Below are 22,808 nucleotides of genomic sequence, written 5' to 3' on the forward strand. Positions count from 1 at the left end.
CGCCGCCGGGTCAGGAACGCGGGTCGCGGCGCAGGGGGTGGCCCTCGGGGACCTCCACGACAACGATCTTGACGCCGTCCGGGTCCTCGGTCCACATCTCGACCAGGCCCCACGGCTCCTCGCGGGGCTCGCGGGTGACGCGCGCCCCGGCCGCCGCGAGCCGGTCGTGCTCCGCCCGGACGTCCCGCACCTGGAGCCAGATCATCGGGGACGACCCCGGCGCGCCCGCGCCGTGCCCCGACACCTCCAGGAACCCCGGGCCGAGGAAGAACACCACGCCGGGGGAGTCGGCGGGGCCGAACTCGCGGTAGACGGCGAGGCCCAGCACGTCGCGGTAGAAGCGCTGGGTGCGGGCGGGGTCGGCCGGGCGCAGCAGGATGCGGCTGCTCAGAACGTCCATGCCCCCATCCTCGCCCGCGGCCGCCCGGCGCGGGGCACCGCCACGCCCGCGCGCCGCACCGCCCCGGGGCCGGGCCCGCTCCGGCCGCGCCTGCCGGTCGCGCGGCGGGCGGCACGCGGGCCCCGCCCCGGTTCTGCTCCGGTCAGGTGGGGAAGCTCGCGCGGTAGGTGGCCGCCATGTCCTCGTCGCCGTGCCCCTGCTCGATGGCGCGGCGGAACCGCTCGCCGGCCGCGTCGTTGACGTCCACCCGGATCTTGGCGGACTCCGCCGCCTCGTGGATGAGCCGGGTGTTCGCCTCGGCGTTGCGGACGGCGAAGCTCGGCTCGAAGTCGCCCTCGATCATCGCCTTCATCTTCGTCTGCAGGTAGACGCTGTCGAGCGGCCCGCCGGTGAGGACCTCGCCGAGCAGCGCCGGGTCGAGCCCGAGGCCCTTCGCCAGCGCGACCGACTCGGCGACGACCGAGGTCAGCGAGATCGCGTAGCTGACCGCGGCGAGCTTCAGCCGGGTGCCCGCACCGCCCGCGCCGCTCTCGTCCAGCCAGAGCGTTCGGGCGCCGACCGTGTCGAACACGGGGGCGAGGACGGTCCGCGCGTCCTGCGGGCCCGCAGCGAGCACCAGCAATGTCCCCTGCTCGGCGGGCTGCTTCGTGCCCTGCACGGGCGCGTCGACGAACGTGAGCCCCCGCTCGGCGGCGAAGGCGGCGAGCCGCCCGAGGGACCCGAGGCCGACCGTGCCCATCTGCGCCCAGACCTGCCCCGAGCGCAGCGACGGCGCCGCATCGGTCATGACGGCGAGGGCGGTCTCGCCGTCCTTCAGCATGGTGATGACCACCTCGGCGCCGTCCACGGCCTCCGCGGGCGAGCCGGCCACCGCGGCGCCGTCGGCGGCGAGGGGTTCCGCGCGGGCGACCGTGCGGTTCCAGACGGCGACCCGGTGGCCGGCCCGGAGCAGGTTCCGGGCCATCGCGGCCCCCATGATGCCGGTGCCGAGCATCGCGACCTGAGTCATCTCGCGCTCCTTTTGGACTGTCCAGTTCATAAATGTGCGGGACAAGCCTCGCACACGGCTGCGCGTCGCGCATCATGGATGCACTACCCACCGCCGGCCGAGGTTCCGCGGCACGGCCGTCAGCCGGGGTGGCCTACCGAGGAGGTCAGCCGTAGGCGTGGTCGTCGTCCGCCGCGTCGGCGTAGGCGTCGGCGCTCGCGTCGGTGTACGGGGCGGCGAACGCGTCGAGGGTGCGGTCGAGCTGGGCCGACCACCACGCCACGAGCGACGCCGGGCCGCGCCCGCCCGCGCCGTCCTCGCCCAGGTAGCGGTGCCGCAGCGGCGCCACGTCGCACAGCCGCTCCCACCACTCGCGGTGCACGGCCGCCTGGATCTGCCCGGCGTCCAGCGGGTACGCCGAGCGGTGCCCCCGCACGAACACCTGCACGCGGTCGAGGTCGAGGCCGCGCTCGTCGTCGCACGCGAACAGCCGCGCCGCCGAGCGGACCACCTCGCCGGCGACCGGCCCCGTGGTGAGGCCGTCCCAGCCGAGGACGGCGGTGACGTTGCCCGACCCGCCGTAGCGCAGGTGCCCGCCGTGGAACGAGCCGTGCAGGTGCCCGACCGTGCTGACCTCGATGTCGGGCGGCTGGTGCCCGGCGAACTCGGCGAGCAGGTCGCGGCGCTCGCGCAGCCGCCGGGCGGTCAGCGCGTCGAAGTCGGTGCCGTCGCCGTCGCCGGGGACGTCCGCCAGCATCGCCTCGACGGCGGCGGCAGCGTCGGCGGCGCGCGGCGTCGGCACCAGCATGCTCTGCTGGACGGGCGCCGTCAGCTCGTCCAGCGCCGCGTGCAGCCGCCCGAGCAGCGCGCCGAGGGCCTCGCACCCGCCGAACGTCAGCTCCAGGCCGCCGCGCCCGCGGCCCCCGACCCACGGATACAGGACGTAGCCGCGGCCGGCGGCGGTGACCAGCGTCCGGCCGGTGCGCGCCGGCAGCGGCGCGAGGACCGGCAGCCCGGCGGCGTCGAGCGCGGCGGTCACCGTGTGCTGGAACAGCACGCGGCGCCGGTCGGGCTCGGCGTACTCGCGGAGGAAGAACGTCCCCGCGGCCGTGTCGACCCGCCAGCACCGGCGGCCGGGCCCGGCCGGCAGCGGGCTCACCGCGTCCGGCGCGCCGGCGTCCCAGCGGCGCAGCAGCCGCGTCGGCGGGTCGGTGTCGGCACCCTGGCGGGTCTCCGTGCTGTGCGACGTGGGCACCTCGGCACCTCGGCTGCGTCGGGCGGACGGCGGTCGAATGGATGTTCTACGACGACGCTACACGCCCGGCCCGCACGGCGAAAGGGAACCCGCGCGGACGGCGGTTCAGACGCGCTCCAGCACCACCACGGGGATGTCGCGGCTCGTCTTCGTCTGGTACTCGTCGTAGGCCGGCCAGGTCGCCGTCATCTTCCGCCAGAACGCCGGCTTCTCCTCCGGGGTCGCGGTGCGCGCCCGCGCGGTGAACTTGTCGCCCTTCACCTGCACCTTCACCTCGGGGTCGGCCTGGAGGTTCAGGTACCAGAGCGGCGGCTCGTCCGCGCCGCCCTTGGACGCGACGACGAGGTAGGCGTCGCCCTCGGGCTGGTAGATGAGCGGCGTCGTGCGCTCCTTGCCGCTCTTCCGCCCGGTGGTGGTGAGCAGCAGCGTGATCGTGCCCTGCCAGTCGTGCCCCTCCGCTCCGTCGGTCTCCTGGTAGCGCTGGACATGTTCCTTGCCGTACAGCATCGGTCCTCCTCTTCTGGATTCGGCCGCGGCGCGGCCACCGGTGACAACCCGCGAACCCTCGATGCCCTTCCCAGGGGCGCGGCCCTCAAAGCCGTGCCGTGCCGGCGCGGCCGGGTCACTACGCTGAGCCGGTGGACGACAGGGTGGACAGCAGGGTGGACGATACGACTGAGGGCACGGCGGACGGCATGGGCATGGCGGACGGCATGGCGATGGACGCGGCGGAGGACGCGGCGGACGTGGCGCGGAGGTGCGCCGAGACGATGTACGCGCGGGACAAGGTGGCGCAGGACCTCGCCATGGAGATCGCCGAGGTCGCGCCCGGCCGGGCGCGCCTGCGCATGGCGGTCGCCGACACGATGGTGAACGGCTTCGGGATCGCGCACGGCGGCTACCTGTTCCTGCTCGCCGACTCGGCGTTCGCCTACGCGTGCAACACCCATGACGCCGTGACGGTCGCCGCGTCCGCCGACGTGGTGTTCGTCGCGAGCGCGCGCGGCGGGGACGTCCTGGAGGCGACCGCGGTCGAGCGCGTCCGCTACGGCCGGAGCGGGATCTACGACGTGACGGTGCGCCGCGTCCCGGACGGGGAGGTCATCGCGGAGTTCCGCGGCGGAAGCCGCAGCAGGGACCTGCGGGTCCTCGGCGGCGACGCGCCCTGACCGCCGCCGGGGGAGGCCCGGAGCGTCAGAGCTCCTTCAGGATGCGGGTGAGGAAGCGGGCGGTGTCGTCGGGGCGAGCCGCCGTGATGCACAGGTTGTTCATCGCGCGCATGTAGGTGTCGACGTCCGTCGGCTTGTCGAGGTAGAGCGCGCTGGTGAGCTGCTCCAGGTAGACGACGTCCGACAGGCCCGGCTCGGCGAAGCGCAGGATCGTGAACGGGCCGCCCGCCGCCGCGTGCCCGCCCGCGCCGAACGGCACGATCTGCAGCGTCACGTGGGCGAGCTCGGACACCTCGATCAGGTGCCGGATCTGGGCCCGCATCACCTCGCGGCCGCCGAGCGGACGGCGCACGACCGCCTCGTCCAGCACGGCCCACAGCGTCGGCGCCTCGGGGGAGGTGAACCGCTCCTGCCGCGTCGTGCGGATCTGGACGCGCCGCTCGACCTCCTCGTCCGAGGCGTCGGAGTAGCCGAGCCGGACGACGGCGCGGGCGTAGTCCTCGGTCTGCAGCAGCCCGGGGACGAACTGGAGCTCGTAGGCGCGCAGCATGGACGCGGCCTCTTCCAGGCCGAGGTACACCTCGAACCAGCTCGGCAGGATGTCGCCGTACTGGTGCCACCAGCCGGGGTTGTTGGCCTCCTTGGCGAGCCGCAGCAGCGGTTCGCGCTCGCCGGGGGCGGAGACGCCGTAGAGGGTGAGCAGGTCGGCGACGTCGCGCTCCTTGAACCCGACCCTGCCGAGCTCCATCCGGCTGATCTTGGAGTGCGAGCCGCGGATCTCATAGCCCGCCTGCTCGGTGGAGATCCCGCGGGACTCGCGCAGCCGGCGCAGTTGCGCGCCGAGCAGAATGCGCAGGACGGTGGGGCCGCCGCGCCGGGGATAATCGATCAGCCGCCCGGCCGGATCGTCTTCGGCCGGAGGTCTCGGGGCAGCAGAATCCTCGGACAAGGGGTCACCAGCCAGTCGATGGGTCTGCGCGGAGGCTGAACGGCACCGCACTATGTTAGAGGATCCCGGCGCGTTTTTGGGAGCTATGAAAAACGCGTCCGGAATCGGAGCCGCGCCCCGGTCCGGTCGCGCCGGGCGGGCGGGGACGTTCGGTGACCAGTGCTGTCGGTGGCGGTGCGGCTGCGGAACGTGGTGCCGCCGCCGCTGCGGGTTCGGCCGGGACGGCATTTCGCCGCTGCCCGCGCGGCCGCCGGGGCGCCAATTGGCCGCCGTTCTCCGGCATTGCTGCGGCCAATCCTGACAGGCCATTCCTTGATCGGTCGTATGACGCGTGAATGTCGCACGTCGCGCGTTTTGGTGAATTTTCGCGGGCCGGTGCGGGCCGACGCCGGCCGGGCGGAGGGGCGAGTGACGAAGCTCTCGTGCCGGACGGGCAAGATCTCCGGCGGCCGGGACGTTCATTGGTCAGAGGGCGGTCGCGACCGCCGCTCCGCCGAGAGGCGACCACCATCGCGCATCCTGGGGGAATCCATGAACGCTACCCGTGAGCGACCAGAGATCCGTTTCCTGACCTCGGGCGACGTCTCGGCGCACGAGCGCGCCGCGGCGGAGCGGGCCATCCGCGAGGCGCTGTCGGGGGCCGGCGGCGTCACGTCCGTCCGGGTCACGCTGAGCGTCGTCAACGACCCGTCGCTGCCGCGCCCCGCGCTGGCCCAAGCCGTCGTCGAACTGGACGGTCGGCAGGTCCGCGCGCAGGCCGCCGCGCCCCGCATCGACGAGGCCACCGACATGCTGCGCGAGCGCCTGGCGCTCCGCGCGAACTCCCTCCAGGTCGGCCTCACCTGACAGGCCGGACGCCTCCTCCCGCCGGACGCGCCCATGCAGGAGCGCGGGGCCCGGCGGGTCCGTGGAACGGCGGAGCCCCGTGGCGGGGCGCCGCCGTTCGTGTGTTGAGGCCCCACGCCGTCAGGCGTCGCGCCGGGTCATGACAAATGCGGCAAAACCGAGCGGAATAACGGCATAGGCCACGAGCACCGCCGCCGCCGCGCCCGGTGACAGCAGATCGCCGTACACGGAGTTCTCCGCGCTGAGCCCCGCCATCTGCGTGGGCAGGCCCCCGGGCATCACCGATCCGGCCCGCTCCCTCCACGGCTCCGGCAGCTGGTAGACGAGGAGCGGCAGGACGTGCCACACGAACACCACCGACACGATCGCACCCGCCGTGGAGCGCAGCAGCACGCCGAGCGAGAGGCCGAGCAGCGCGAACACCGGCACGATCGTCCCCGCGAGGACGAAGCCCGGAAGGTCGTGCGCGATGGACGCCTGCTGATCGGTGAACGGCCGGTCGCCGACGATGAGCCGCGTCCCGAGGAACGTCCCGACCGTCACCGCTTCACCGGCGGCCAGCGCCACCGTCCCGACCACCGCGGCCTTCGCCAGGAGCAGCGTCCGGCGCCCCGGCACCGCGACGAGGCTGGTGCGGATCATGCCCGTCCGGTACTCGGACGTCACGGACACGACCCCGAGGATCGCCAGGCACAGCGACGCGCCCCAGCCGCCCAGCTCCTGCAGCGGGCGCAGCAGGAGGTCGTCCCTGCGGTCCGCCGGAAGCCCGTCCCAGACATGCGCCATCTGGAACGCCAGCAGCAGGAGGAACCCGGTGAACCCCGCCGTCACCGCCGTCACCAGGTAGGTCGAGCGGACCGAACGAAGCTTCCACCACTCGGCCGCGATCGCGCCGCCCATCACGCGTCCCTCCTTGTGAACGCGTACGCGCCGGCTCCCAGCGCGATGACGGTGTAGGCCGCCAGGAGCGCCACCGCCGCCGGCGGCGACAGCGCACCGTGGTCTCCGGACGAACCGGGCGGCCCCGCGATCTGGTTCGCCAGGCTGCCGGGCAGCGCCGACCAGATCCGCTCGTCCCACGGGGACGGCAGCAGCCGTGCGAGGGCGGGCAGCACGAACAGCACCGCCATACCGGACGTGATCGTCGCCGCCGTCGAGCGCAGCACCCCGCCGAGCCCGAACGCGACGAGGGTGATCGCCGCCGTCGTCAGCCCGAGCCACAGCAGATGGACGGCGACATCGGCCGCGGGAGCCTGGAACGCGGCCACCGGCCGGTCGCCGATGATGACCGCGCCCGCGACCGATCCGGCGGCCGGCGCCGCGAGCGCCGCCGCGCCCATGACGCCCGCCGCGACGCCGCCCTTGGCCAGGAACAGCGCACGCCGGCGCGGCATCGCCGCCAGCGTCGCCCGGATCATCCCGGACGAGTACTCCGACGTCAGCGTCAGCGCCCCGAGCACGACCGCGCACACCGGCAGCGACACCGCGAGCGGCTGCTCCGCCGGGGCCGTCTGCGCAGTTCCCCTGCGCGCCGCCGGCAGCCCGTCCCAGTAGCGGGCCACGTACCAGGACCAGAGCGCGCACAGCACCATGAACCCGCCGACCGTCCCGAGGACGGCCCCGGTCGACCGCACACTCCGCAACTTGCACCACTCCGCCGCCACGGTGTCCCCCACCCCGGCCATCCTGTTCTCCGATCTCCCGTCGCTCCCGCCAAGCGCCGCGTAGCCACCGCTCGTCTCCCGCTGGCCGCTGTCCGCCGGGCAGTCGGCGTTGGACGTGTCGGTCACCTCGTCACCGCTCCGAACTCGGCGCTGCCCGCGGTCAGCTCCATGTACGCCTCCTCCAGGGAGGCGCTGTGCGGCGTCACCTCGTGCAGCGGGATGCCGTGGGCGGCCGCCGCGTCGCCGATGGCGGCGACGTCGAGCCCGGTCACCGCGAGGGCGCCGCCCGGCATGGAGTCGACGCCGGCGCCGGCGGCGGCGAGCACCGCGGTCAGCTCGGCCGCCCGCGGCGAGCGGACGATGGTGCCGCGCCGGAACCGGTCCGCGAGCTCGCGCACCGACGTGTCCGCGATCAGCCGCCCGCGGCCGATGATGACCAGCCGGTCGGCCGTCAGCTCCATCTCGCTCATCAGATGGCTGGAGATCAGCACCGTCCGCCCCTCGGCGGCCAGCGACCGCATCAGCTCGCGGATCCAGCGGACGCCGTCCGGGTCGAGGCCGTTCACCGGCTCGTCGAACAGGAGGACCCCCGGGTCGCCGAGCAGCGCCGCCGCGATCCCGAGCCGCTGCCGCATGCCGAGCGAGAAGCCGCCGACCCGCCGGCGCGCCGCGCCGGCGAGGCCCACGCGCTCCAGGACCTCCGCGACCCGCCGCGTCCCGATGCCGTTGCTGCGCGCCAGCCATCCGAGATGGTCGAACGCCCGGCGCCCGCCGTGCACGGCGCCCGCGTCCAGCAGCGCCCCGACCTCCCGCATGGGGCGGCGCAGCGATGCGTACCGGGCCCCGTTGACCAGCGCCTCGCCGGACGTCGCCCGGTCGAGCCCCAGCAGGACGCGCATCGTGGTCGTCTTCCCCGCGCCGTTCGGACCCAGGAAGCCGGTCACTGTCCCCGGCCGCACCGCGAAGGACAGGCGGTCGACGGCCGTCGTCCCGCCGTAGCGCTTGGTCAGCTCGCACACTTCGATCATGCGGACAACGCTCGTACCGAACGTGCTCCCCGCGCATCGGAACGTGGGCGGGACCCGGACGTCCACCCCTGCTCCGAGGCGCCCGCCCGGCTCCGACCCCGGTATGACGGCCGCCGGGAGGAGGCGCCGCTCCGCGCCGTCCCGGTACCTTCGTGACGTGGACGAATCCGAGCTGCGCTCCCCGTTCTTCATGCGGCTCGGCCGACGCGCGCTCATCGGACTGGACGCCGGCCTCGCGGTCGTCTACACGCTCCTGCTCCTGGTGCTCCCGGCCGATCCCGGCGTCTCCGCGCTCGCCGCCGTCCCGCTCGCCGCCGCGGCCGGCCTGCCCCTGGCGGTGCGGCGGCTGTGGCCGGTCCCCGTCTTCGCCGCGATCCTGTCGGCCTCGACCGCCTCGCTCGTGCTCGGCCTGCCCTTCGACTCCTATGCCGCCGCCGGGTTCGCCCTCTACCCGGTCGCGCTCGCCCGGCGCCGCCGCCGCTGGATCCCCACCCCGCTGATCGGCGCCGTCAGCGCCGCCGTCATCCTCGGCGGCGCCATCGCCGGACCCGGCGGCCGGCACGCGGAGGCCGCCGGTGAGCTGCTGCTCGGCCTCGCCGTCCTCGGCGCGTCCTGGACGCTCGGCCGCGTCGTCCGCGAACGCCGCGCGCAGGCCGCCCGCTCCGCCCGGCGGCTCGCCGACCAGGCCGTCTCGGACGAGCGGCTGCGCATCGCCCGCGAACTCCACGACGTCGTCGCGCACAGCATGAGCCTGATCGCCGTCAAGGCCGGCGTCGCCGTCCACGTCGCCGCCGCCCGGCCGGACGAGGCCCTCGACGCCCTCCGCGTCATCGAGACGACGAGCCGCGGTTCCCTCGCCGAGATGCGGCACCTCCTCGGCGTCCTGCGCACCGACGCCGACCTCGGCCCGGCGCCCGGCCTCGCCGATCTCACCGCCCTCGCGGAACGCGCCGCCATGGCCGGCGTCCACGTCGACCTGGACGTGGACGCGCCGACCCTCCCGGAGGGCGTCGCGCTCTCCGCCTACCGCATCGTCCAGGAGGCGGTCACCAACGTCGTCAAGCACGCGGCACCGGCCCGCTGCCGCGTCCGCGTCAAGGCCGACGGCGAGCGCGTCCGCATCGAGGTCACCGACGACGGCCCCGGCGTCCGTGTCCTGCCGGGCGGCGACGGGCACGGGCTCATCGGCATGCGCGAACGCGTCATGATGTACGGCGGCGACTTCACCGCCGGGCCGCGCCCGTCCGGCGGTTTCGCCGTATCGGCCGACTTCCCGTACGAAACCTAGGAAACCCGGTGGAACTGCGCGTCCTCGTCGCCGACGACCAGGCCCTGCTGCGCGGCAGCTTCCGCGTCCTCATCGACACCGCGCCCGGCCTCCGCACCGTCGGCGAGGCCGGTACCGGCGCCGAGGCCGTCGAACTGGCCGCGAGCGAGCGCCCCGACGTCGTCCTCATGGACGTCCGGATGCCCGAGATGGACGGCATCGAGGCGACCCGGCGGATCTGCTCCGACCTCCCGGACGTCCGCGTCCTCATCCTCACGACGTTCGACCTGGACTCCTACGTGTACTCGGCGCTCAAGGCCGGGGCGAGCGGCTTCCTGCTGAAGGACACCCCGCCCGCCGACCTGCTGTCGGCGATCCGCGCCGTCGCCGCCGGCGAGTCGCTCCTCGCCCCCACGGTGACCCGCCGCCTGATCGCCGAGTTCGTCCGCCGCCCGGCCCCCGTCCAGCCGCCGCCCGCCGCCCTGGACGCCCTGACCGACCGGGAGCGCGAAGTCCTCACCCTCATCGCCCGCGGCCTGTCCAACACCGAACTGGCCGAACACCTGCACCTGAGCCCGGCCACGGTGAAGACGCACGTAGGCCACCTGCTCTCCAAACTCCAGGCCCGCGACAGAGCACAACTGGTAATAGCCGCCTACGAAACCCGCCTAATCCACCCCGCTTAAGGCCGCACCCCACCGCCCCAACGCCTCCCCGGCCAGCCAAGACGCCCCGGCAGAGCCTTGCTGATCCCGCTGCAGGTGGAGGCCCCGCCGCCCTTTGCCGACCCGGTGGCGACGTAAAGCGACCACCCGAACCGACAAACGACGACCGCCACCCCCCGGCCAACGCCAAAGCTCCGCAGCCTTCGACTGGGACTCTGCTGCCGCGGGTTCCCTACGCTGACCCGACGGCGAGGCGGGGGTATTTCCTCAGGTGTGGAAAGTGATCTTGCTGGGGAGCAAGTGATCAGTGGGTGAAGCACCCACGTTCTTCGGGGGGAGAACCACACGTCATGTCCGTGATCGACCGTGTCGAAGGCACCACGTCAACTACCGTAAGCGATCTTCCGGCTACCGTGGCGGAGGTGAGCGAGCCCGAGCACCACAGCGCACAGGACACGCGGCGTCCGATCCGGGAGCTGCTGGACGACCGGCTGCTGGACCAGTTGCTGGCCCGGTCCCGCGACGAGGCCGGCGGGTTGCGGCTGACCGGCGAGGGCTCGATGCTCGGCGACCTGGTCAAGGCCGTGCTGGAGCGGGCGTTGGAGGCCGAGCTGACCGCGCACCTGGGCTATGACAAGCACGCCAGCGACGGGTACGGGACGGGCAACTCACGCAACGGCAAGATCTCCAAGACGGTGCAGACCGGGGTCGGTCCGGTGCGGCTGGCGGTGCCGCGCGACCGGAAGGGGTCGTTCGAGCCGGTGCTGGTGCCCAAACGCGCCGGGCGGGTGTCGGGCGGGCTGGACGACATGGTCATCAGCCTGTACGCGCACGGCATGACGGTGCGCGACATCGTCCACCACCTCGACCAGGTCTACGGCACTCAGCTGTCCCCGGAGACGGTGTCGCGGATCACCGAGCAGGTGATGGAGGAGGTCAAGGCCTGGCAGCGCCGCCCGCTCGACCCCGTCTACCCGGTGGTGTTCCTGGACGCCCTGACGGTGAAGGTGCGCGACAACCACGTCGTGCACAACAAGCCCGCCTACCTGGCGGTCGGGATCGACACCGACGGCGACAAGCACGTCCTGGGCATCTGGGTGCCCGAAGCCGGCGACGGCCCGGCCGGCCCGCCCGGCACCAACCGGATCGGGGAGGGCGCCGCGTTCTGGCGCGGCGTGGTCGCCGACCTGCGCAACCGCGGCGTCCACGACATCCTCATCGCCTGCGTGGACGGCCTGACCGGATTCGAGGACGCCATCTGCTCGGCGTTCCCGCACACCACCGTCCAGTCGTGCGTGGTGCACCTGATCAGAAACAGCCTGCGCCCCGTCCCCCGCAAGCACCGCGCCGCCGTGGCCGCCGAACTGAAGAAGGTCTACACCGCGCCCGACGCCGACGCCGCCCTGGACGCACTCGCCTGCTTCGCCGACACCGACCTGGGCAGACGCCACCCCCAGGCAGTGAAGGTCTGGGAGACCGCCTGGGAGCGGTTCATCCCATTCCTGGCCTTCACCCCCGCCGTCCGCAAGCTCCTCTACACCACCAATGCCATCGAGTCCCTCAACTACCAGCTCCGAAAAGTCACCAAGGCCCGCGGCCACTTCCCGACCGACGAGGCGGTGGTCAAGCTGCTCTGGCTGGCCATCCTCAACATCGAGGACAAACGCGCACGCGAACGCGCCGCCAGAGCCGACATGGACAGTGTCCGCGCCGGCTATCCGGCACGGCTCATCGAGGGCCAGAAGACCTACGGGTGGGCAGAAGCCCTCAACGAACTCGCCGACGCCTACCCAGGCCGCATCCAGTAAAGACAACCAGACCCACAACAAGATCATCTTTACACACTTTGAGTTACAGGCTCGGCGAGGCCAGATGACCCCAGGAACCGGGACGGTGGGCAGAAAGAGGAACTGCTCGGTGCGGGTCGGTTACAGGAGGGTGGGGGCGAGGCGTTCGAAGAGGTCGGCGGAGCTTCCCAGGTCTGGAGCGAGCACCGCGACGGCCACATGATCGGCGCCCGCGTCCAGATGGTCTTGGACCCTCTTGCCGATCGCGGCCTCGTCGCCCCACATGAAGCACGCGTCCAAGACCTCGTCCGAGCCGCCGGCGGCCAGTGCCTCGTCCGTGTACCCGAGTTCCTTCAGCGCACGAAGGTACGGCGAACCGGGAAGGCTGAGCAGTTGAGTCTGCCTCGCGGCCGTGCGCGCCTTCTCGGGGTCGGTCATGAGGAGCGCGACCTGCATGACGACCAGGAGTTTGCCGGGGCCGAGGCGTTCCCTGGCCGTCCTGGTGTGCTCGGCGGGCATCGAGGCGGGCAGCGCACCGTCCGCGTGGTCACGCGCCAAGCCCTGCATCCTCGGGCCGAGCGCCGCCAGCAGGCGTGGGAACGGAACCTCGGGGACGGGCGCGGCGTCGACGGCCGCGTCCATCCCGTCGAGGTACTCGCGCATCCGATTCAGTGGGCTCGTCCACTTCATCCCGCTCTGCTTAACTCTCTCCGGCACGCTGACACCCACGCCGACGGCCAGCCGGCCGGGATACGCGTCCGCGAGGACGGATGCCGCACCCTGCATGGTGGCGGGATGCCGCGCCCACAGATTCGCGACCGCGGATCCGAGAACGATGCGCTCGGTCGCCGCGAGCACCACGCCCAGCTGCGTGAAGACTTCGCGGCCGCCGATGGACTCGTTCGTCCAGATCGATCCATAGCCGGCCTCCTCCACCCGCCGGGCGGCACGCCGCCATTCGTCCGCGGGCGCGATCGGCGTCATGAGCACCGCCCCGACCCTGCCGAGCCTTCCCCGCGTCTCCTCCACCGCCGTGACCGCCATCGGCCCTCCTATAATCGGAACGAACAACCCGCTTAGAACGCTACCGGAACGCCCACCCCGCTTGTCAACGCCTGGAGCTGCCAGCACATGAAGCTCTGCGTGGGGTTTGCCGACGCGGGCGTGCCAGTGCGTGGGGTTGCGAGTGTGTGGGGGTGCCAGTGCGTGGGTTGGCAGTGTGTGGGGGTGCCAGCGAGTGGGGGTGCCAGCGAGTGGGGGTGCCAGCGAGTGGGGGTGCCAGCGAGTGGGGGTGCCAGTGCGTCGAGTCGTCATGGCGCTGCAGTCGCCAACGTGTGGGGGCCACGCGTGGGGTGTCAGGGCTTGAGGTTGTCGACGAATGGAGGAGGTTCGCTTGAGTAATCCGCCCCGTCGAGCCGATGCGCGCAGGAACCGCGAGCGCATTCTCGAGGCCGCGTGTGAGGCGTTCGCCGCCGACGGCCGGCTCGTCCCGCTGGACGACATCGCCCGCCGCGCCGGTGTCGGGGCCGGCACGGTGTACCGCAATTTCGCGACCAAGGAGGCGCTGTTCCGGGCGGTCGTCGCAGAGCGCATCGAAGCGATCGTGGACGAGGCGGTGGCCTTGGAGGCCGCGGACGACCCGGCCGAGGCCTTCTACGGTTTCGTCGTGCGGGTCGTCGACCGCGCCATGTTCAACCATGCCGTCTGCGACGCCCTGGCAGCCGACGTGAAGGGCTTTGACGAGGATGGGGTAGACGCTCGGTTCACCGCGTCCCTGGACCACCTGCTGCGGAAGGCGCAGACCGCAGGCGCCGTACGGCCTGACGTTGATGTCCACGATGTCCGCGCCCTCATGACGGGGGCCATGTACATGGAGCGCCGGCGCGGTCCCGGCGGCAGTCCAGGCCGGATGACGTCCCTCATCTGCGACGCGCTCCGTCCTGGGACGAAGCTCGGCCGTGACGCGCTCCGTCCCGAGACGAAACACGACGAAACGGAGAACCTGCGTAACGAAACTCGCTGCGAGGTCTGTGCGACCCCGATCTCCCCGGCCGCGACCGGACGACCCGCCCGCTTCTGCAGCGCGTCCTGCCGGCAGAAGGCCCATCGCCGCAGGAAGGCCACGCCGAAAACGGGTTGAGGCCGGTCGGCTCGACGCGTCAGCCTGGGCGGACCATGGGCACGAGAGAAGTCAGGGCCTCCTACGACCGCGATTCGATCACGGTCTACCAGGCGTACGCTCCCGAGATCGGCCTGCTCGCCGCCGAGCAGGGCACCTTCGTCCCTCCTTTCTCCCGTCGGCGGATGACGTGGATAAAACCGTCCTTCCTGTGGCTCATGGCTCGCAGCGACTGGGCGCGCAAGCCGGGGCAGCAGACGATTCTCGCCGTCCGGATCAGCCGCAGCGGATGGGAGGAGGCCCTCGGACTGGCAGTGCCGACGGACCCCGACCGCCGCGTCTTCCGCAGTTCTGATGAATGGCGCCGCCATTTCGCGAAGGCCGTGGTGCACGTCCAGTGGGACCCGGAAAGGTCCATCCGCGGCGCGAAGCTCGAAGCGCGGAGCATCCAGATAGGTCTGAGCCGGCACATCATCGACCGTTATGTCGACGACTGGATCCTGGGCATAGAAGACCGCACACCGCTGGCCCGCAGAATCCGTGCTCTCCTCCTCTCCGGCCGGACGGCGCAGGCGAAGGCGCTGCTCCCGGAGGAGCGTCCCTATCCGCTGCCACCGGCCTTGACCGCCCGCCTAGGAATGTTCTGACCACCGCTCGATCTGCGCCCAGGGTCTTTGACCACCTTCCGTCGCTGATGGGCCTTCAGGTCATTGATGAAGATCATTGTTGGAGGCGCAGGACGAGGCGCTCGTCGAAAGCACCTCGCTCGGCGGCCTTGGCGGACCGGAGACGGTCGAGTTCTGCCGGGCTGATGCCATGGGCTGCTGCCAGAGCGTGGACGACTTCGAGCACATCGGCGAGTTCCTCCGGGTCGCCGCTCGCGATGTACTCCCCGCTCTCTTCGACGAGCTTGGCGCGCAAGCGTGCGGCATGCTCGGCCGGGTCGGCAACACGCGTCTCCGGCCGTCCGCCGGCGGCCCGGATGATCTCAGGGATCCGGTCCCGGACCAGTTTCTCGACCGCCCCGCCGCCGTCCTTCGCGGGATGGACGGTTGCACCATGCCGCCGATCGAGGGACTGGATCCATTTGACGGCGACCGCGGCCGTCTGCACCAGCTCCGTCCGAAGAGCGGCGGGATCCGATTCGGCGAGAGCCTCGAAGAACTCCTCGGTGAGGACGTGCCGCCACGTCAGTTCTCCCTGTTGGTAGGCGGTGGCGCACTCCCGCTTCGCCGCCTCCGCGTGCTCGGCGAATTCGGGTCCGCTCCCGTCCGGGAACTCCTGAACTCCCCACATGCGGTCCTGGGCTTCGCGTTCGGCCCTGACGTCCGCGAGCACTCTCGCCAGCCCTCCGGGCTGTTCATGGTCCTCCATGCCGAACGACGTTAGCCCCCGGTCACCCATCGGGCCCCCTGCTTCCTCACCCACTGCTTCCGTCGTCATCCCCTGGTCGCCTTCACTGGAAGGGTGTAAGACCGTGTCGCGCGCGGCACTGCCTGCGCTCGGTGAGTTCGGGCATCTGGTGGCTCCATCTAGGCATGGCGATGGCCGGTTGTGCCGCTGGTCGTCAGCCCGGCGGGGCGGTGCGTTCGGGTTCGCAGCTGAGCACTTCATGCAGGACGGGCGGGAGCTCGTCCCACAGCCATTCGTTCAAGGTGCCGGGAAAGGCCGCGGGAGCGGCGATGCCCAGACGATCGGGTGCGTTCTCGGTCAGCCGCACGGCGATCGGCCCGTCGTCCCATATGGACTCTCGGTTGCCCCAGAATGCGGAGAAGTCGGCACTCGTGAGCAGCAGTTCGCTGGGGAGGGTGTGGTCGCCCGGGTGCCTGCCCAAGGGGAGCAGCCGCTGCGCGGTCGTGCGGAGGACGTTGAGCGCCGCCAGGTCATGCGGGCACGCCACGTCCCTGATCTCGAGTTCGGGCAGGCCGAAGCGCCCCAACCCACGAGTGCTGAGCGCGACGCACGCGCAGCCGTCGATGTCGTCCTCGTCGGCCGTGCAGCGGCCCGAGTTCCGGTACGGCGGCAGGACGGCCCCCAGCCAGTCATCGGCGAGGACGAAGTCGTCCAAGCGGCCGGGGCGAGCTACCGGCAGCGTCCTCCCGGTGGCGAGATCCACCGGCACTCCGCAGAGCGATTCTGCGATCGCCTTGGCGGTCGCACGCGCAAGATATGGCCCGGACGGAAGGTCGCCGGCCGGCAGGACGCACGTGACGCTGATGTGCCATCCGGCCTGGCGGGCCCTCTCCGCGTCGTCCTCGTCGTCGCCGGCCACCTCGCGCAGGTTCCAGGGCGAGTCGTCGGCGGTATGGCAGGCAAGCATGAGATGCGGGGTACCGAGACGGCCCGCCGCCGCCGCGCCCAGCGGGCCGGGCAGCGCTCGCCCGACCTTCTCCGCGAGGTCGCCGGGATCCCGGTCGGCCGCGACGGCGAAGCCGGCCGTCGTCTCTTCGGGAACCGTGATGGTGACGCGCATTGCAGCCTCCTCGGGCGGTGGACCGGTGTTCGCAGTCCAGATTCGAGGAGGAGGCCGAGCACTTTCACTAGAACAGGATTCTGTGGAAAAAGGCGGCCGCTCGATCGAGCGAGCGGCCGCCTTTTCCGATATCGCCGGGTGCGGTTACCGGGCGGAGGCCTCCACGTAGTGGCGCTCGCCCGGGCCCACGTACACCTGGCGCGGACGTCCGATCTTCGTGGCCGGGTCGTTCATCATCTCGCGCCACTGGGCGATCCACCCGGGGAGCCGGCCGAGGGCGAACAGCACCGTGAAGGCGTTGGTGGGGAAGCCCATCGCCTTGTAGATGACGCCCGTGTAGAAGTCCACGTTGGGGTAGAGCTTGCGTTCTACGAAGTAGTCGTCGCTCAGCGCGACCTCTTCGAGGCGCATGGCGAGGTCCAGCAGCGGGTCGGATTTGCCCAGCGCGTCCAGGACCTTGCCCGTCGCCTTCTTCACAACGGCGGCGCGCGGGTCGTAGTTGCGGTAGACGCGGTGCCCGAAGCCCATCAGCTTGACGCCGGGCTCCTTGTTCTTGACGCGCGCCACGAACGAGTCGATGTCGTCGCCGTTCTCGTGGATGCGCTCCAGCATCTCCAGGACGGCCTGGTTCGCGCCGCCGTGCAGCGGGCCGAACAGCGCGTCCACGCCCGCGGACACGGACGAGAACAGGTTCGCCTGGCTGGACCCGACGAGCCGCACGGTCGACGTCGAGCAGTTCTGCTCATGGTCGGCGTGCAGGACGAACAGCATGTCCAGGACGCGTGCGATCTCGGGGTCGATCTCGTAGGGCTGCGTGGGCAGGCCGAACATCATGCGGAGGAAGTTCTCCACGTACCCGAGGGAGTTGTCCGGGTAGAGGAGCGGCTGGCCGTTGGAGGTCTTGTAGGCGTAGGCCGCGATGGTCGGCAGCTTCGCGATGAGCCGGATGCTCGACTGGTCGACCTGCTCGGGATCGAACGGATCGAGACTGTCCTGGTAGAACGTCGACAGGGCGCTGACGGCGGACGACAGCACGGCCATGGGGTGGGCCCGGCGCGGGAACGCGGAGAAGAACGCGCGGAACTTCTCGTCCAGCAGCGTGTGGTTGCGCACGTTGTCGGTGAACGCGTTCAGCTGGTCGGTCGTCGGCAGCTCGCCGTAGATCAGCAGGTAGGCCACCTCAAGGAAGGACGACTTCTCCGCCAGTTCCTCGATGGGGTAGCCCCGGTACCGCAGGATCCCCGCCTCACCGTCGATGTAGGTGATGGCGGACGTGGTGGACGCGGTGTTGGTGAAGCCGGGATCGAGCGTGACATGCCCCGTCTCCTTCAGGAGGCTGCCGACGACCAGCCCTGACGGCCCCTCGGTCGCCTCCGTGACCTCCAGAGGCATCCGGCCGCTCGCGTGGTCGAGCTCGAAATCCGACATACTCGCTCACTCCCAACTGCGTCCACACCTGCGTAGACGTTCCGCTCTTCATCGTATCCACGTGATCACCCGGGCTGATCCGGCCGGTCCCGTTGACGGGGGAGGGGCCCAGGTGCTCCGGTGGAGTCATGACCGACCACGAGGCCGCCGAACTCGCCGCACGCACCCGCGGGGACCTCGCCGCCGGGGCGACCGGGAACCGCTTCGTCGACATGCTGGAAACGGGGGAGATGCCCCGGGAACGCCTGGTCTGGCTGGCCGGCGAGGAGTATCGCATCGTCAGCAGCGATCGGCGCAGTTTCGCCCTGCTCGCGGCCAGGTATCCCGATTCGTCGTCCGGTGAGCTCTTTCTGGGGCTTGCGCAAGGGGAGGGGCAGGCGCTGGCCCTGCTCGGGGACTTCGCCGGCGCGCTCGGTCAAGGTGAGAAGAATCTCAAAGCGTACGAGCCGAAGCCCCTCGCGCAGGCATATCCGGCCTATCTCGCGCAGAGGGCCGCGTTCGGGACGGCCACGGAGGTCGCCCTGGCCATGCTGGCCAACCTGGAGGAGTGGGGCGCCTACTGCGCCCGCATCGCAGCCGCCCTACGCGCGCGGTACGGATTCCCCGACGAAGCCGTGGGGTTCTTCGACTTCTTCGCCGAGTCACCACCGGGCTTCGAGGAACAGGCCCTGGATGTGATCGCGTCCGGGCTCGCCTCCGGTGACGACCCGATCGAGGCGGCTCGCGCGGCACGCCTCCTGCACGCGTACGAGACCGCCTTCTGGGACGTCCTCGCCGATGGCCTGCCGTGACCGGTCGTCCTAAGGCTCCCTGAGCGTCGGCAGTTCGGCGGTGATCTCGACCAAGGTCCGGTCTTGGACGCCGATGAGCTGCTCGACGTCCACGGGAGGCCACTCCTCGCCGTAGTGCGCGTCCAGGAGCGTGGACAAGGCGACGAGGATCTGCTCCGGTGTGGGGCGTTCCCCGGCCTCCTTGCCCAGGCACCGTGTCACGAGCCCGCGCATGGGATCGGGCAGCCGGGTGAGGTCCGGTTCGCCGTACACGATCCGGCCACGGACCTTGTGGTCGGTGCCGAAGGGCGCGGCACCCGTCGCCGCGAACACGAGGGTCGCGCCGAGGGAGAACACGTCGCTCTCCTGGTGGACGGGCTCACCCAGAGCCTGCTCCGGCGACATGTACGCCGGCGTCCCCAGGATCTCCGTATGGGACAGCGGCAATGCGTCCAGCGGCCTCGCGATGCCGAAATCGATGACCCTCGGCCCATCTGAGGCGAGCAGAACGTTCGACGGCTTCAGGTCCCTGTGCACGATGCCCGCACGGTGGATCGCGATCAGGGCCTCCGCGAGCCCGGCGCCCAGCCGGCAGGCGGCCTGCTCACGAAGCGGCCCCCTTTCTTGGACGACCTTGGCGAGGCTCACGCCGCGGATGTACTGCGTGGCGAGCCAGGGCCGGTCCGCGTCCGGATCGGCGTCGACGACGGGCGCGGTGTAGAAGCCGCTGACCGAGCGCGCCGACGTCACTTCGCGGCGGAACCGCACCCGCCACCTGGGGTCGTCCAGAAGCTCCGCACGGATGACCTTCACGGCGACGAGGCGCCTGCTCGGCGACGCTCCGAGGAACACCTCGCCCATCCCGCCGGCGCCCAGCCGGGCGACCACTCGGTAGGGGCCGATCATCTCGGGGAGTTCTGGCTGCATGGGCACGCGGATCCGATCATGGTGGGGCGCGCTCAATCGTGCCATGAGGCGGACGCTCGTCCGGCAACGTACGCGGTCAGGTCCAGGGCAGCGCGCTCCGTTCGGCCCAGTAGCGCTCTGGGAGAACACTCGCATCCGCCAGCGACTCAAGGTCACGTTCGCCCAGGAGCACCCTCGACGCCGTGAGGTTCGACTCCAGTTGCCCTGGACTCACCGCGCCGATGAGCACGATGTCCGCCCAAGGGCGGCTGAGTGCCGCGGCCAACGCCACGGCGTCTGGTGCCACGCCGTGCTCCGCTGCGAGGGCCTCCGCGACTGCGGGCGGCTGTACGGCGAGCCTGCCGTTGGCCAGCACCTCCTTGAGCAGGACGTGCAGCCCCGCTTCATGCGCCTCGCGTAGCGCCTCCTCAGCCGACATCTCCAGGATGTTCCAGGTCGATTGGACGGAGCTGAAGAGCCTCTGGCCGGACACGTCCAGCGTCATCGCCCGACGGATCGTGTCAGCCTGCCTTGGGCCCGAGGTTGAGAACCCAACGCGAATCCCCTCGGCACGCAGCTCTGCCAGAGCCTCCTGCAGGTGAAGATCCTGGAACAACGGGCTGTCCTCGGTCAGCGAGTGGACCTGGTAGACGGACAGATGCCCGTCAAGCAACTCGCGGGTCTCCCTGTACTGGGCGCGGTATCGGCCGAGGCTGTGCTCCTTGACCTCGTGCACCGCCGCGTCGGTCTTCCACTCACCGACGTAGGCGTAACCCCATTTGCTGGACACGGTCACATCGTCCGGGGCGCGTGCGCCGAGCCAGGCGCCGAGGAACTCCTCCGCCCTGCCGTAGGAGCGCGCCGTGTCCACCCATCGGACGCCGGCAGCGTAAGCCGTGTCGAGGACGTCCCAGGTAGCCTCGCGCATCTGTTCCACGCTTCGGCCAGGTGGTAGTTCGGCGGCCCTGCCGACGTTGATGTAGGCGGGCCGTCCCAAAGCCGCGAGCCCGATGCCCAAGCGATCCATAGCGTCCACGCTCCCAGCCTCGCATGCCGTGCCATGCGCTCGAATTCGGAGCAATTGCCCGATAAGACCAGATCTCGCCAGTGATTATCCACAGAATTGCGTTCTACTATTCTGTAGCGGCCTTGTCGGCGAGGCTGTGTCGCGTCAATGTCGATCGCGGCACGAAGGACGGGGCAATGCCTGCACAGACCAATCGCACCCGGTACGGCGCCAACCAGTTCGCCGATCACCTGGGGCTCACCCGATGGCAGTTGCGCGTCGGACTGGAGCACGGGATCCTCCCCGGCCCCGACCTGGGCGGGGAGCAGTGGTCCGCCGACCTCGCCGAAGAATCCCGGGACGCGGGCAAGGAGGTCATCAGGAGATTCGGCGACGACCCGCCGATCGGCTCCGCCCGCGCGGCCGCCAGGCTGGCCACCCGAGTGAGCCTCGACGTCGAACGCCGGGACATCGAGGTCCTCGTCGCCCAGGGTGCCCTCGACGTCGTCAGCAGCTTTCGCGGACACCCCGTCTACCTCATGCGCGACCTCGACCAACTCGCCCCCGAGGCCGTGCGGAAGGTCGTCTCCGCAAGGAAGGGCCCGCTCACCGACACCGTCGACGCGGGCGGGGCCGCGGCGATCCTCGGCTGGCCCCGCCGGACGTTCGACCGCGTCGCCTCCGAACGCGACCTCGAAACGGACCGACTCGGCCGCTACGCCCTCTCGGACGTCCAAGTACTGAAAGCCGACGACGACCTGGCGCGCGAGATCGCGGAGGAGAAACGCCGCCTCACCCTGGCCAGGACACACCGATCCGAGGCGCACTTCGAAGACGTCGTCCACGCCTGGATCCTGCGCTGCTCCGCCTACGTCGACCGCGACGCCGACCAGCCGCCGGACATCGCCCCCCTCAGCCGGGCACTCCGAAACCTCAGCACGGTCAGAGCAGAAATCGAAGAACACGAACGCCCCGCCCCCTGACCCCGCCACCGACACACCCGTCAGGAGCACGACTCTCCACGCCAGGAAGTGATCAACACTCGCCGAAGGCCCCCGGACCACGGGCACCCGGTTTCGTGACCGCGACCAGCACCAACGCACCCGTCAGAGCGACGGCTCTCCACAGCAGGAGGCGATCAACAGCGGCTGCAGGGGCAGGAGCGCCCCGTCCCGGGAACCACCAACGCACCGGTCAGGAGCGCGACTCTCTGCCGCAGGAGTTGATTAAGACGGGCTGAAGGGCTCCGGCAGTGCCAAGAGCGGCCCCCCTCCCGTGACAGCGACCAGCATCAATGCACCTGCCAGAGCACAGCTCTCCGCTGATGAGGCGATCAACACCGTGTCGACGGGCTCGGTGCCAGGCGCGTCACCTCCTATGACCGTGGCTGACACGAGCGCACCCGGTCGAGGACGATGACTGCGTCCACCAGAGCAGGCGATCAATAACGAGCCGAAGAACCCCACAAATCCGCGAGCGTGCATGCTCCTGCTCGCGGTCGGCACCGGCGGACCCGTCGGGAGGCGGGTGCCCGACGCGGATGGCGATCGAGACGGGCCGGAGGTCTCCGCAGTGCCAAGAGCGGCCCCCGTCCCGTGACAGCGATCAGCGCCATTGCACCCGACAGAAGCACGGCTCCGCGCAAGAGGCGATCAACACCGGCTGAGGGGCCTCAGGGGGAGGAGCGCTCCGTCCCGTGACTGAGGCCGGTGCTAGCGCAGCCGTCGCGGGAGGGCGATTCTCCGTTGCAAGGTGCGATCGACACTGGCTGAACGCACTCCGAGGGTTACCAGAGGGACCGTTTCCAATCGCGGTTGGCGTTTGCGGATCCGCCTGGAGGTCGGGTGTCAGCCGCAGCAGGCAATCAGTCCTGACGCAGGGGCTCAGGGCAAGGGAGGGCGGCGGAGGATGCGTACGGCAGCGGACGCGAGCGTCCATGAGCGGTGCCCGTTGTCCGCCCGGACAGGTGGGCAGCCGGGCACAAGCTCGAACGAGAGCGTGCGACGAGGTGGGTCGGCGGTCCGTTTCCGACCAGGTACTGACGGCGTTCCTGAACGACTCCTTGAAGAAATGAGGGACTGCATGTCC

Annotated in this window: 23 protein-coding genes; 9 read left to right on the forward strand and 14 right to left on the reverse strand. The window is 71.1% G+C overall.

The window, feature by feature from the left end; all coding sequences use genetic code 11:
- Nucleotides 1-10: 10 nt before the first annotated feature.
- The 4 genes from ABFX46_RS35645 to ABFX46_RS35660 form a co-directional block, all read right to left on the reverse strand.
- Nucleotides 11-400 (reverse strand): VOC family protein, encoded by a 390-nt coding sequence (locus ABFX46_RS35645; protein WP_346048366.1) that lies wholly within the window; start codon nucleotides 398-400, stop codon nucleotides 11-13.
- Between the two features lie 142 nt (nucleotides 401-542).
- Nucleotides 543-1,409: an NAD(P)-dependent oxidoreductase gene (locus ABFX46_RS35650; protein ID WP_346048367.1), complete on the reverse strand. Its 867-nt coding sequence runs from the start codon at nucleotides 1,407-1,409 to the stop codon at nucleotides 543-545.
- Between the two features lie 145 nt (nucleotides 1,410-1,554).
- Nucleotides 1,555-2,643 (reverse strand): phosphotransferase enzyme family protein, encoded by a 1,089-nt coding sequence (locus tag ABFX46_RS35655; RefSeq protein ID WP_346048368.1) that lies wholly within the window; start codon nucleotides 2,641-2,643, stop codon nucleotides 1,555-1,557.
- Nucleotides 2,644-2,748: 105 nt separating this feature from the next.
- Complete coding sequence (locus ABFX46_RS35660; protein WP_346048369.1) at nucleotides 2,749-3,150, reverse strand: nitroreductase family deazaflavin-dependent oxidoreductase; 402 nt, start codon at nucleotides 3,148-3,150, stop codon at nucleotides 2,749-2,751.
- A 131-nt stretch (nucleotides 3,151-3,281) separates the two neighbouring features.
- Between ABFX46_RS35660 and paaI the strand changes: the two genes are divergently transcribed.
- Nucleotides 3,282-3,812 carry a hydroxyphenylacetyl-CoA thioesterase PaaI gene (gene paaI, locus ABFX46_RS35665; RefSeq protein WP_346048370.1) on the forward strand — a complete coding sequence of 177 codons (531 nt, stop codon included), beginning with the start codon at nucleotides 3,282-3,284 and terminating at the stop codon, nucleotides 3,810-3,812.
- Between the two features lie 25 nt (nucleotides 3,813-3,837).
- On the opposite strand, the gene ABFX46_RS35670 is transcribed toward paaI, so the two are convergent.
- Nucleotides 3,838-4,704: a helix-turn-helix domain-containing protein gene (locus tag ABFX46_RS35670; RefSeq protein WP_239067321.1), complete on the reverse strand. Its 867-nt coding sequence runs from the start codon at nucleotides 4,702-4,704 to the stop codon at nucleotides 3,838-3,840.
- A gap of 588 nt (nucleotides 4,705-5,292) precedes the next feature.
- Between ABFX46_RS35670 and ABFX46_RS35675 the strand changes: the two genes are divergently transcribed.
- Nucleotides 5,293-5,607, forward strand: a complete 315-nt coding sequence (locus tag ABFX46_RS35675) for a hypothetical protein (protein WP_346048371.1) — start codon at nucleotides 5,293-5,295, stop codon at nucleotides 5,605-5,607.
- A gap of 120 nt (nucleotides 5,608-5,727) precedes the next feature.
- On the opposite strand, the gene ABFX46_RS35680 is transcribed toward ABFX46_RS35675, so the two are convergent.
- The 3 genes from ABFX46_RS35680 to ABFX46_RS35690 are packed head-to-tail and all read right to left on the reverse strand — an operon-like array spanning nucleotide 5,728 to nucleotide 8,299.
- Entirely contained in the window at nucleotides 5,728-6,507 is a 780-nt protein-coding gene (locus tag ABFX46_RS35680; protein ID WP_346048372.1) for an ABC transporter permease, read from the reverse strand.
- The gene (locus tag ABFX46_RS35685; RefSeq protein ID WP_346048373.1) at nucleotides 6,507-7,397 is read right to left on the reverse strand and encodes an ABC-2 transporter permease; all 891 of its coding nucleotides are present in this window, start codon (nucleotides 7,395-7,397) and stop codon (nucleotides 6,507-6,509) included. The genes ABFX46_RS35680 and ABFX46_RS35685 overlap by 1 nt, the downstream gene beginning before the upstream one ends.
- Nucleotides 7,394-8,299, reverse strand: a complete 906-nt coding sequence (locus ABFX46_RS35690; RefSeq protein ID WP_346048374.1) for an ABC transporter ATP-binding protein — start codon at nucleotides 8,297-8,299, stop codon at nucleotides 7,394-7,396. Before ABFX46_RS35690 ends, ABFX46_RS35685 begins: the two co-directional genes overlap by 4 nt.
- A gap of 157 nt (nucleotides 8,300-8,456) precedes the next feature.
- Between ABFX46_RS35690 and ABFX46_RS35695 the strand changes: the two genes are divergently transcribed.
- The 3 genes from ABFX46_RS35695 to ABFX46_RS35705 all read left to right on the forward strand — a co-directional run bounded on the left by ABFX46_RS35695 (nucleotide 8,457) and on the right by ABFX46_RS35705 (nucleotide 12,039).
- On the forward strand, nucleotides 8,457-9,587 hold the full coding sequence (locus ABFX46_RS35695; protein ID WP_346048375.1) for a sensor histidine kinase: 1,131 nt from the start codon (nucleotides 8,457-8,459) through the stop codon (nucleotides 9,585-9,587).
- Nucleotides 9,588-9,595: 8 nt separating this feature from the next.
- The gene (locus ABFX46_RS35700) at nucleotides 9,596-10,252 is read left to right on the forward strand and encodes a response regulator (RefSeq protein WP_346048376.1); all 657 of its coding nucleotides are present in this window, start codon (nucleotides 9,596-9,598) and stop codon (nucleotides 10,250-10,252) included.
- Nucleotides 10,253-10,644: 392 nt separating this feature from the next.
- On the forward strand, nucleotides 10,645-12,039 hold the full coding sequence (locus ABFX46_RS35705) for an IS256 family transposase (protein ID WP_428831348.1): 1,395 nt from the start codon (nucleotides 10,645-10,647) through the stop codon (nucleotides 12,037-12,039).
- Between the two features lie 120 nt (nucleotides 12,040-12,159).
- Here ABFX46_RS35705 and ABFX46_RS35710 read toward each other — a convergent pair whose 3' ends face one another.
- Nucleotides 12,160-13,062: a TIGR03620 family F420-dependent LLM class oxidoreductase gene (locus ABFX46_RS35710; protein WP_346048379.1), complete on the reverse strand. Its 903-nt coding sequence runs from the start codon at nucleotides 13,060-13,062 to the stop codon at nucleotides 12,160-12,162.
- Nucleotides 13,063-13,396: 334 nt separating this feature from the next.
- Here ABFX46_RS35710 and ABFX46_RS35715 point away from each other — a divergent pair, with 334 nt between their 5' ends.
- Nucleotides 13,397-14,158 (forward strand): TetR/AcrR family transcriptional regulator, encoded by a 762-nt coding sequence (locus tag ABFX46_RS35715; protein WP_346048380.1) that lies wholly within the window; start codon nucleotides 13,397-13,399, stop codon nucleotides 14,156-14,158.
- Between the two features lie 35 nt (nucleotides 14,159-14,193).
- Entirely contained in the window at nucleotides 14,194-14,784 is a 591-nt protein-coding gene (locus ABFX46_RS35720) for a DUF4291 domain-containing protein (protein ID WP_346048382.1), read from the forward strand.
- A gap of 73 nt (nucleotides 14,785-14,857) precedes the next feature.
- Here the strand turns inward: ABFX46_RS35720 and ABFX46_RS35725 are convergent, their stop codons facing one another.
- From ABFX46_RS35725 to ABFX46_RS35735, 3 genes are all read right to left on the reverse strand, one after another.
- Entirely contained in the window at nucleotides 14,858-15,580 is a 723-nt protein-coding gene (locus ABFX46_RS35725; protein WP_346048383.1) for a nucleoside triphosphate pyrophosphohydrolase, read from the reverse strand.
- Between the two features lie 124 nt (nucleotides 15,581-15,704).
- Nucleotides 15,705-16,610: a hypothetical protein gene (locus ABFX46_RS35730; protein ID WP_346048384.1), complete on the reverse strand. Its 906-nt coding sequence runs from the start codon at nucleotides 16,608-16,610 to the stop codon at nucleotides 15,705-15,707.
- Between the two features lie 144 nt (nucleotides 16,611-16,754).
- Complete coding sequence (locus ABFX46_RS35735; protein ID WP_131943889.1) at nucleotides 16,755-18,038, reverse strand: citrate synthase; 1,284 nt, start codon at nucleotides 18,036-18,038, stop codon at nucleotides 16,755-16,757.
- 128 nt (nucleotides 18,039-18,166) lie between these two features.
- Between ABFX46_RS35735 and ABFX46_RS35740 the strand changes: the two genes are divergently transcribed.
- Complete coding sequence (locus tag ABFX46_RS35740; RefSeq protein WP_346048385.1) at nucleotides 18,167-18,829, forward strand: thiaminase II/PqqC family protein; 663 nt, start codon at nucleotides 18,167-18,169, stop codon at nucleotides 18,827-18,829.
- Between the two features lie 9 nt (nucleotides 18,830-18,838).
- Here ABFX46_RS35740 and ABFX46_RS35745 read toward each other — a convergent pair whose 3' ends face one another.
- Together ABFX46_RS35745 and ABFX46_RS35750 are read right to left on the reverse strand one after the other, a co-directional pair.
- Nucleotides 18,839-19,735 carry a serine/threonine-protein kinase gene (locus tag ABFX46_RS35745; RefSeq protein WP_346048439.1) on the reverse strand — a complete coding sequence of 299 codons (897 nt, stop codon included), beginning with the start codon at nucleotides 19,733-19,735 and terminating at the stop codon, nucleotides 18,839-18,841.
- 76 nt (nucleotides 19,736-19,811) lie between these two features.
- On the reverse strand, nucleotides 19,812-20,741 hold the full coding sequence (locus ABFX46_RS35750) for an aldo/keto reductase (protein WP_346048386.1): 930 nt from the start codon (nucleotides 20,739-20,741) through the stop codon (nucleotides 19,812-19,814).
- A 176-nt stretch (nucleotides 20,742-20,917) separates the two neighbouring features.
- Here ABFX46_RS35750 and ABFX46_RS35755 point away from each other — a divergent pair, with 176 nt between their 5' ends.
- Nucleotides 20,918-21,703, forward strand: coding sequence for a hypothetical protein (locus tag ABFX46_RS35755; protein ID WP_346048387.1), 786 nt, complete (start codon nucleotides 20,918-20,920; stop codon nucleotides 21,701-21,703).
- Nucleotides 21,704-22,808 lie beyond the last annotated feature (1,105 nt).

It is taken from the genome of Actinomadura chokoriensis (genome assembly GCF_039529475.1).
GTDB classification, from domain to species: Bacteria; Actinomycetota; Actinomycetes; order Streptosporangiales; family Streptosporangiaceae; genus Spirillospora; species Spirillospora bangladeshensis.

Bases quoted from the DNA above. Each gene is read 5' to 3' on its own strand.
- ABFX46_RS35645 (WP_346048366.1), bottom strand. From the start codon at position 400: ATGGACGTTCTGAGCAGCCGCATCCTGCTGCGCCCGGCCGACCCCGCC.
- ABFX46_RS35650 (WP_346048367.1), bottom strand. From the start codon at position 1,409: ATGACTCAGGTCGCGATGCTCGGCACCGGCATCATGGGGGCCGCGATG.
- ABFX46_RS35660 (WP_346048369.1), bottom strand. From the start codon at position 3,150: ATGCTGTACGGCAAGGAACATGTCCAGCGCTACCAGGAGACCGACGGA.
- ABFX46_RS35675 (WP_346048371.1), top strand. From the start codon at position 5,293: ATGAACGCTACCCGTGAGCGACCAGAGATCCGTTTCCTGACCTCGGGC.
- ABFX46_RS35680 (WP_346048372.1), bottom strand. From the start codon at position 6,507: ATGGGCGGCGCGATCGCGGCCGAGTGGTGGAAGCTTCGTTCGGTCCGC.
- ABFX46_RS35690 (WP_346048374.1), bottom strand. From the start codon at position 8,299: ATGATCGAAGTGTGCGAGCTGACCAAGCGCTACGGCGGGACGACGGCC.
- ABFX46_RS35710 (WP_346048379.1), bottom strand. From the start codon at position 13,062: ATGGCGGTCACGGCGGTGGAGGAGACGCGGGGAAGGCTCGGCAGGGTC.
- ABFX46_RS35715 (WP_346048380.1), top strand. From the start codon at position 13,397: ATGGAGGAGGTTCGCTTGAGTAATCCGCCCCGTCGAGCCGATGCGCGC.
- ABFX46_RS35720 (WP_346048382.1), top strand. From the start codon at position 14,194: ATGGGCACGAGAGAAGTCAGGGCCTCCTACGACCGCGATTCGATCACG.
- ABFX46_RS35725 (WP_346048383.1), bottom strand. From the start codon at position 15,580: ATGACGACGGAAGCAGTGGGTGAGGAAGCAGGGGGCCCGATGGGTGAC.
- ABFX46_RS35730 (WP_346048384.1), bottom strand. From the start codon at position 16,610: ATGCGCGTCACCATCACGGTTCCCGAAGAGACGACGGCCGGCTTCGCC.
- ABFX46_RS35735 (WP_131943889.1), bottom strand. From the start codon at position 18,038: ATGTCGGATTTCGAGCTCGACCACGCGAGCGGCCGGATGCCTCTGGAG.
- ABFX46_RS35740 (WP_346048385.1), top strand. From the start codon at position 18,167: ATGACCGACCACGAGGCCGCCGAACTCGCCGCACGCACCCGCGGGGAC.
- ABFX46_RS35745 (WP_346048439.1), bottom strand. From the start codon at position 19,735: ATGCAGCCAGAACTCCCCGAGATGATCGGCCCCTACCGAGTGGTCGCC.
- ABFX46_RS35750 (WP_346048386.1), bottom strand. From the start codon at position 20,741: ATGGATCGCTTGGGCATCGGGCTCGCGGCTTTGGGACGGCCCGCCTAC.
- ABFX46_RS35755 (WP_346048387.1), top strand. From the start codon at position 20,918: ATGCCTGCACAGACCAATCGCACCCGGTACGGCGCCAACCAGTTCGCC.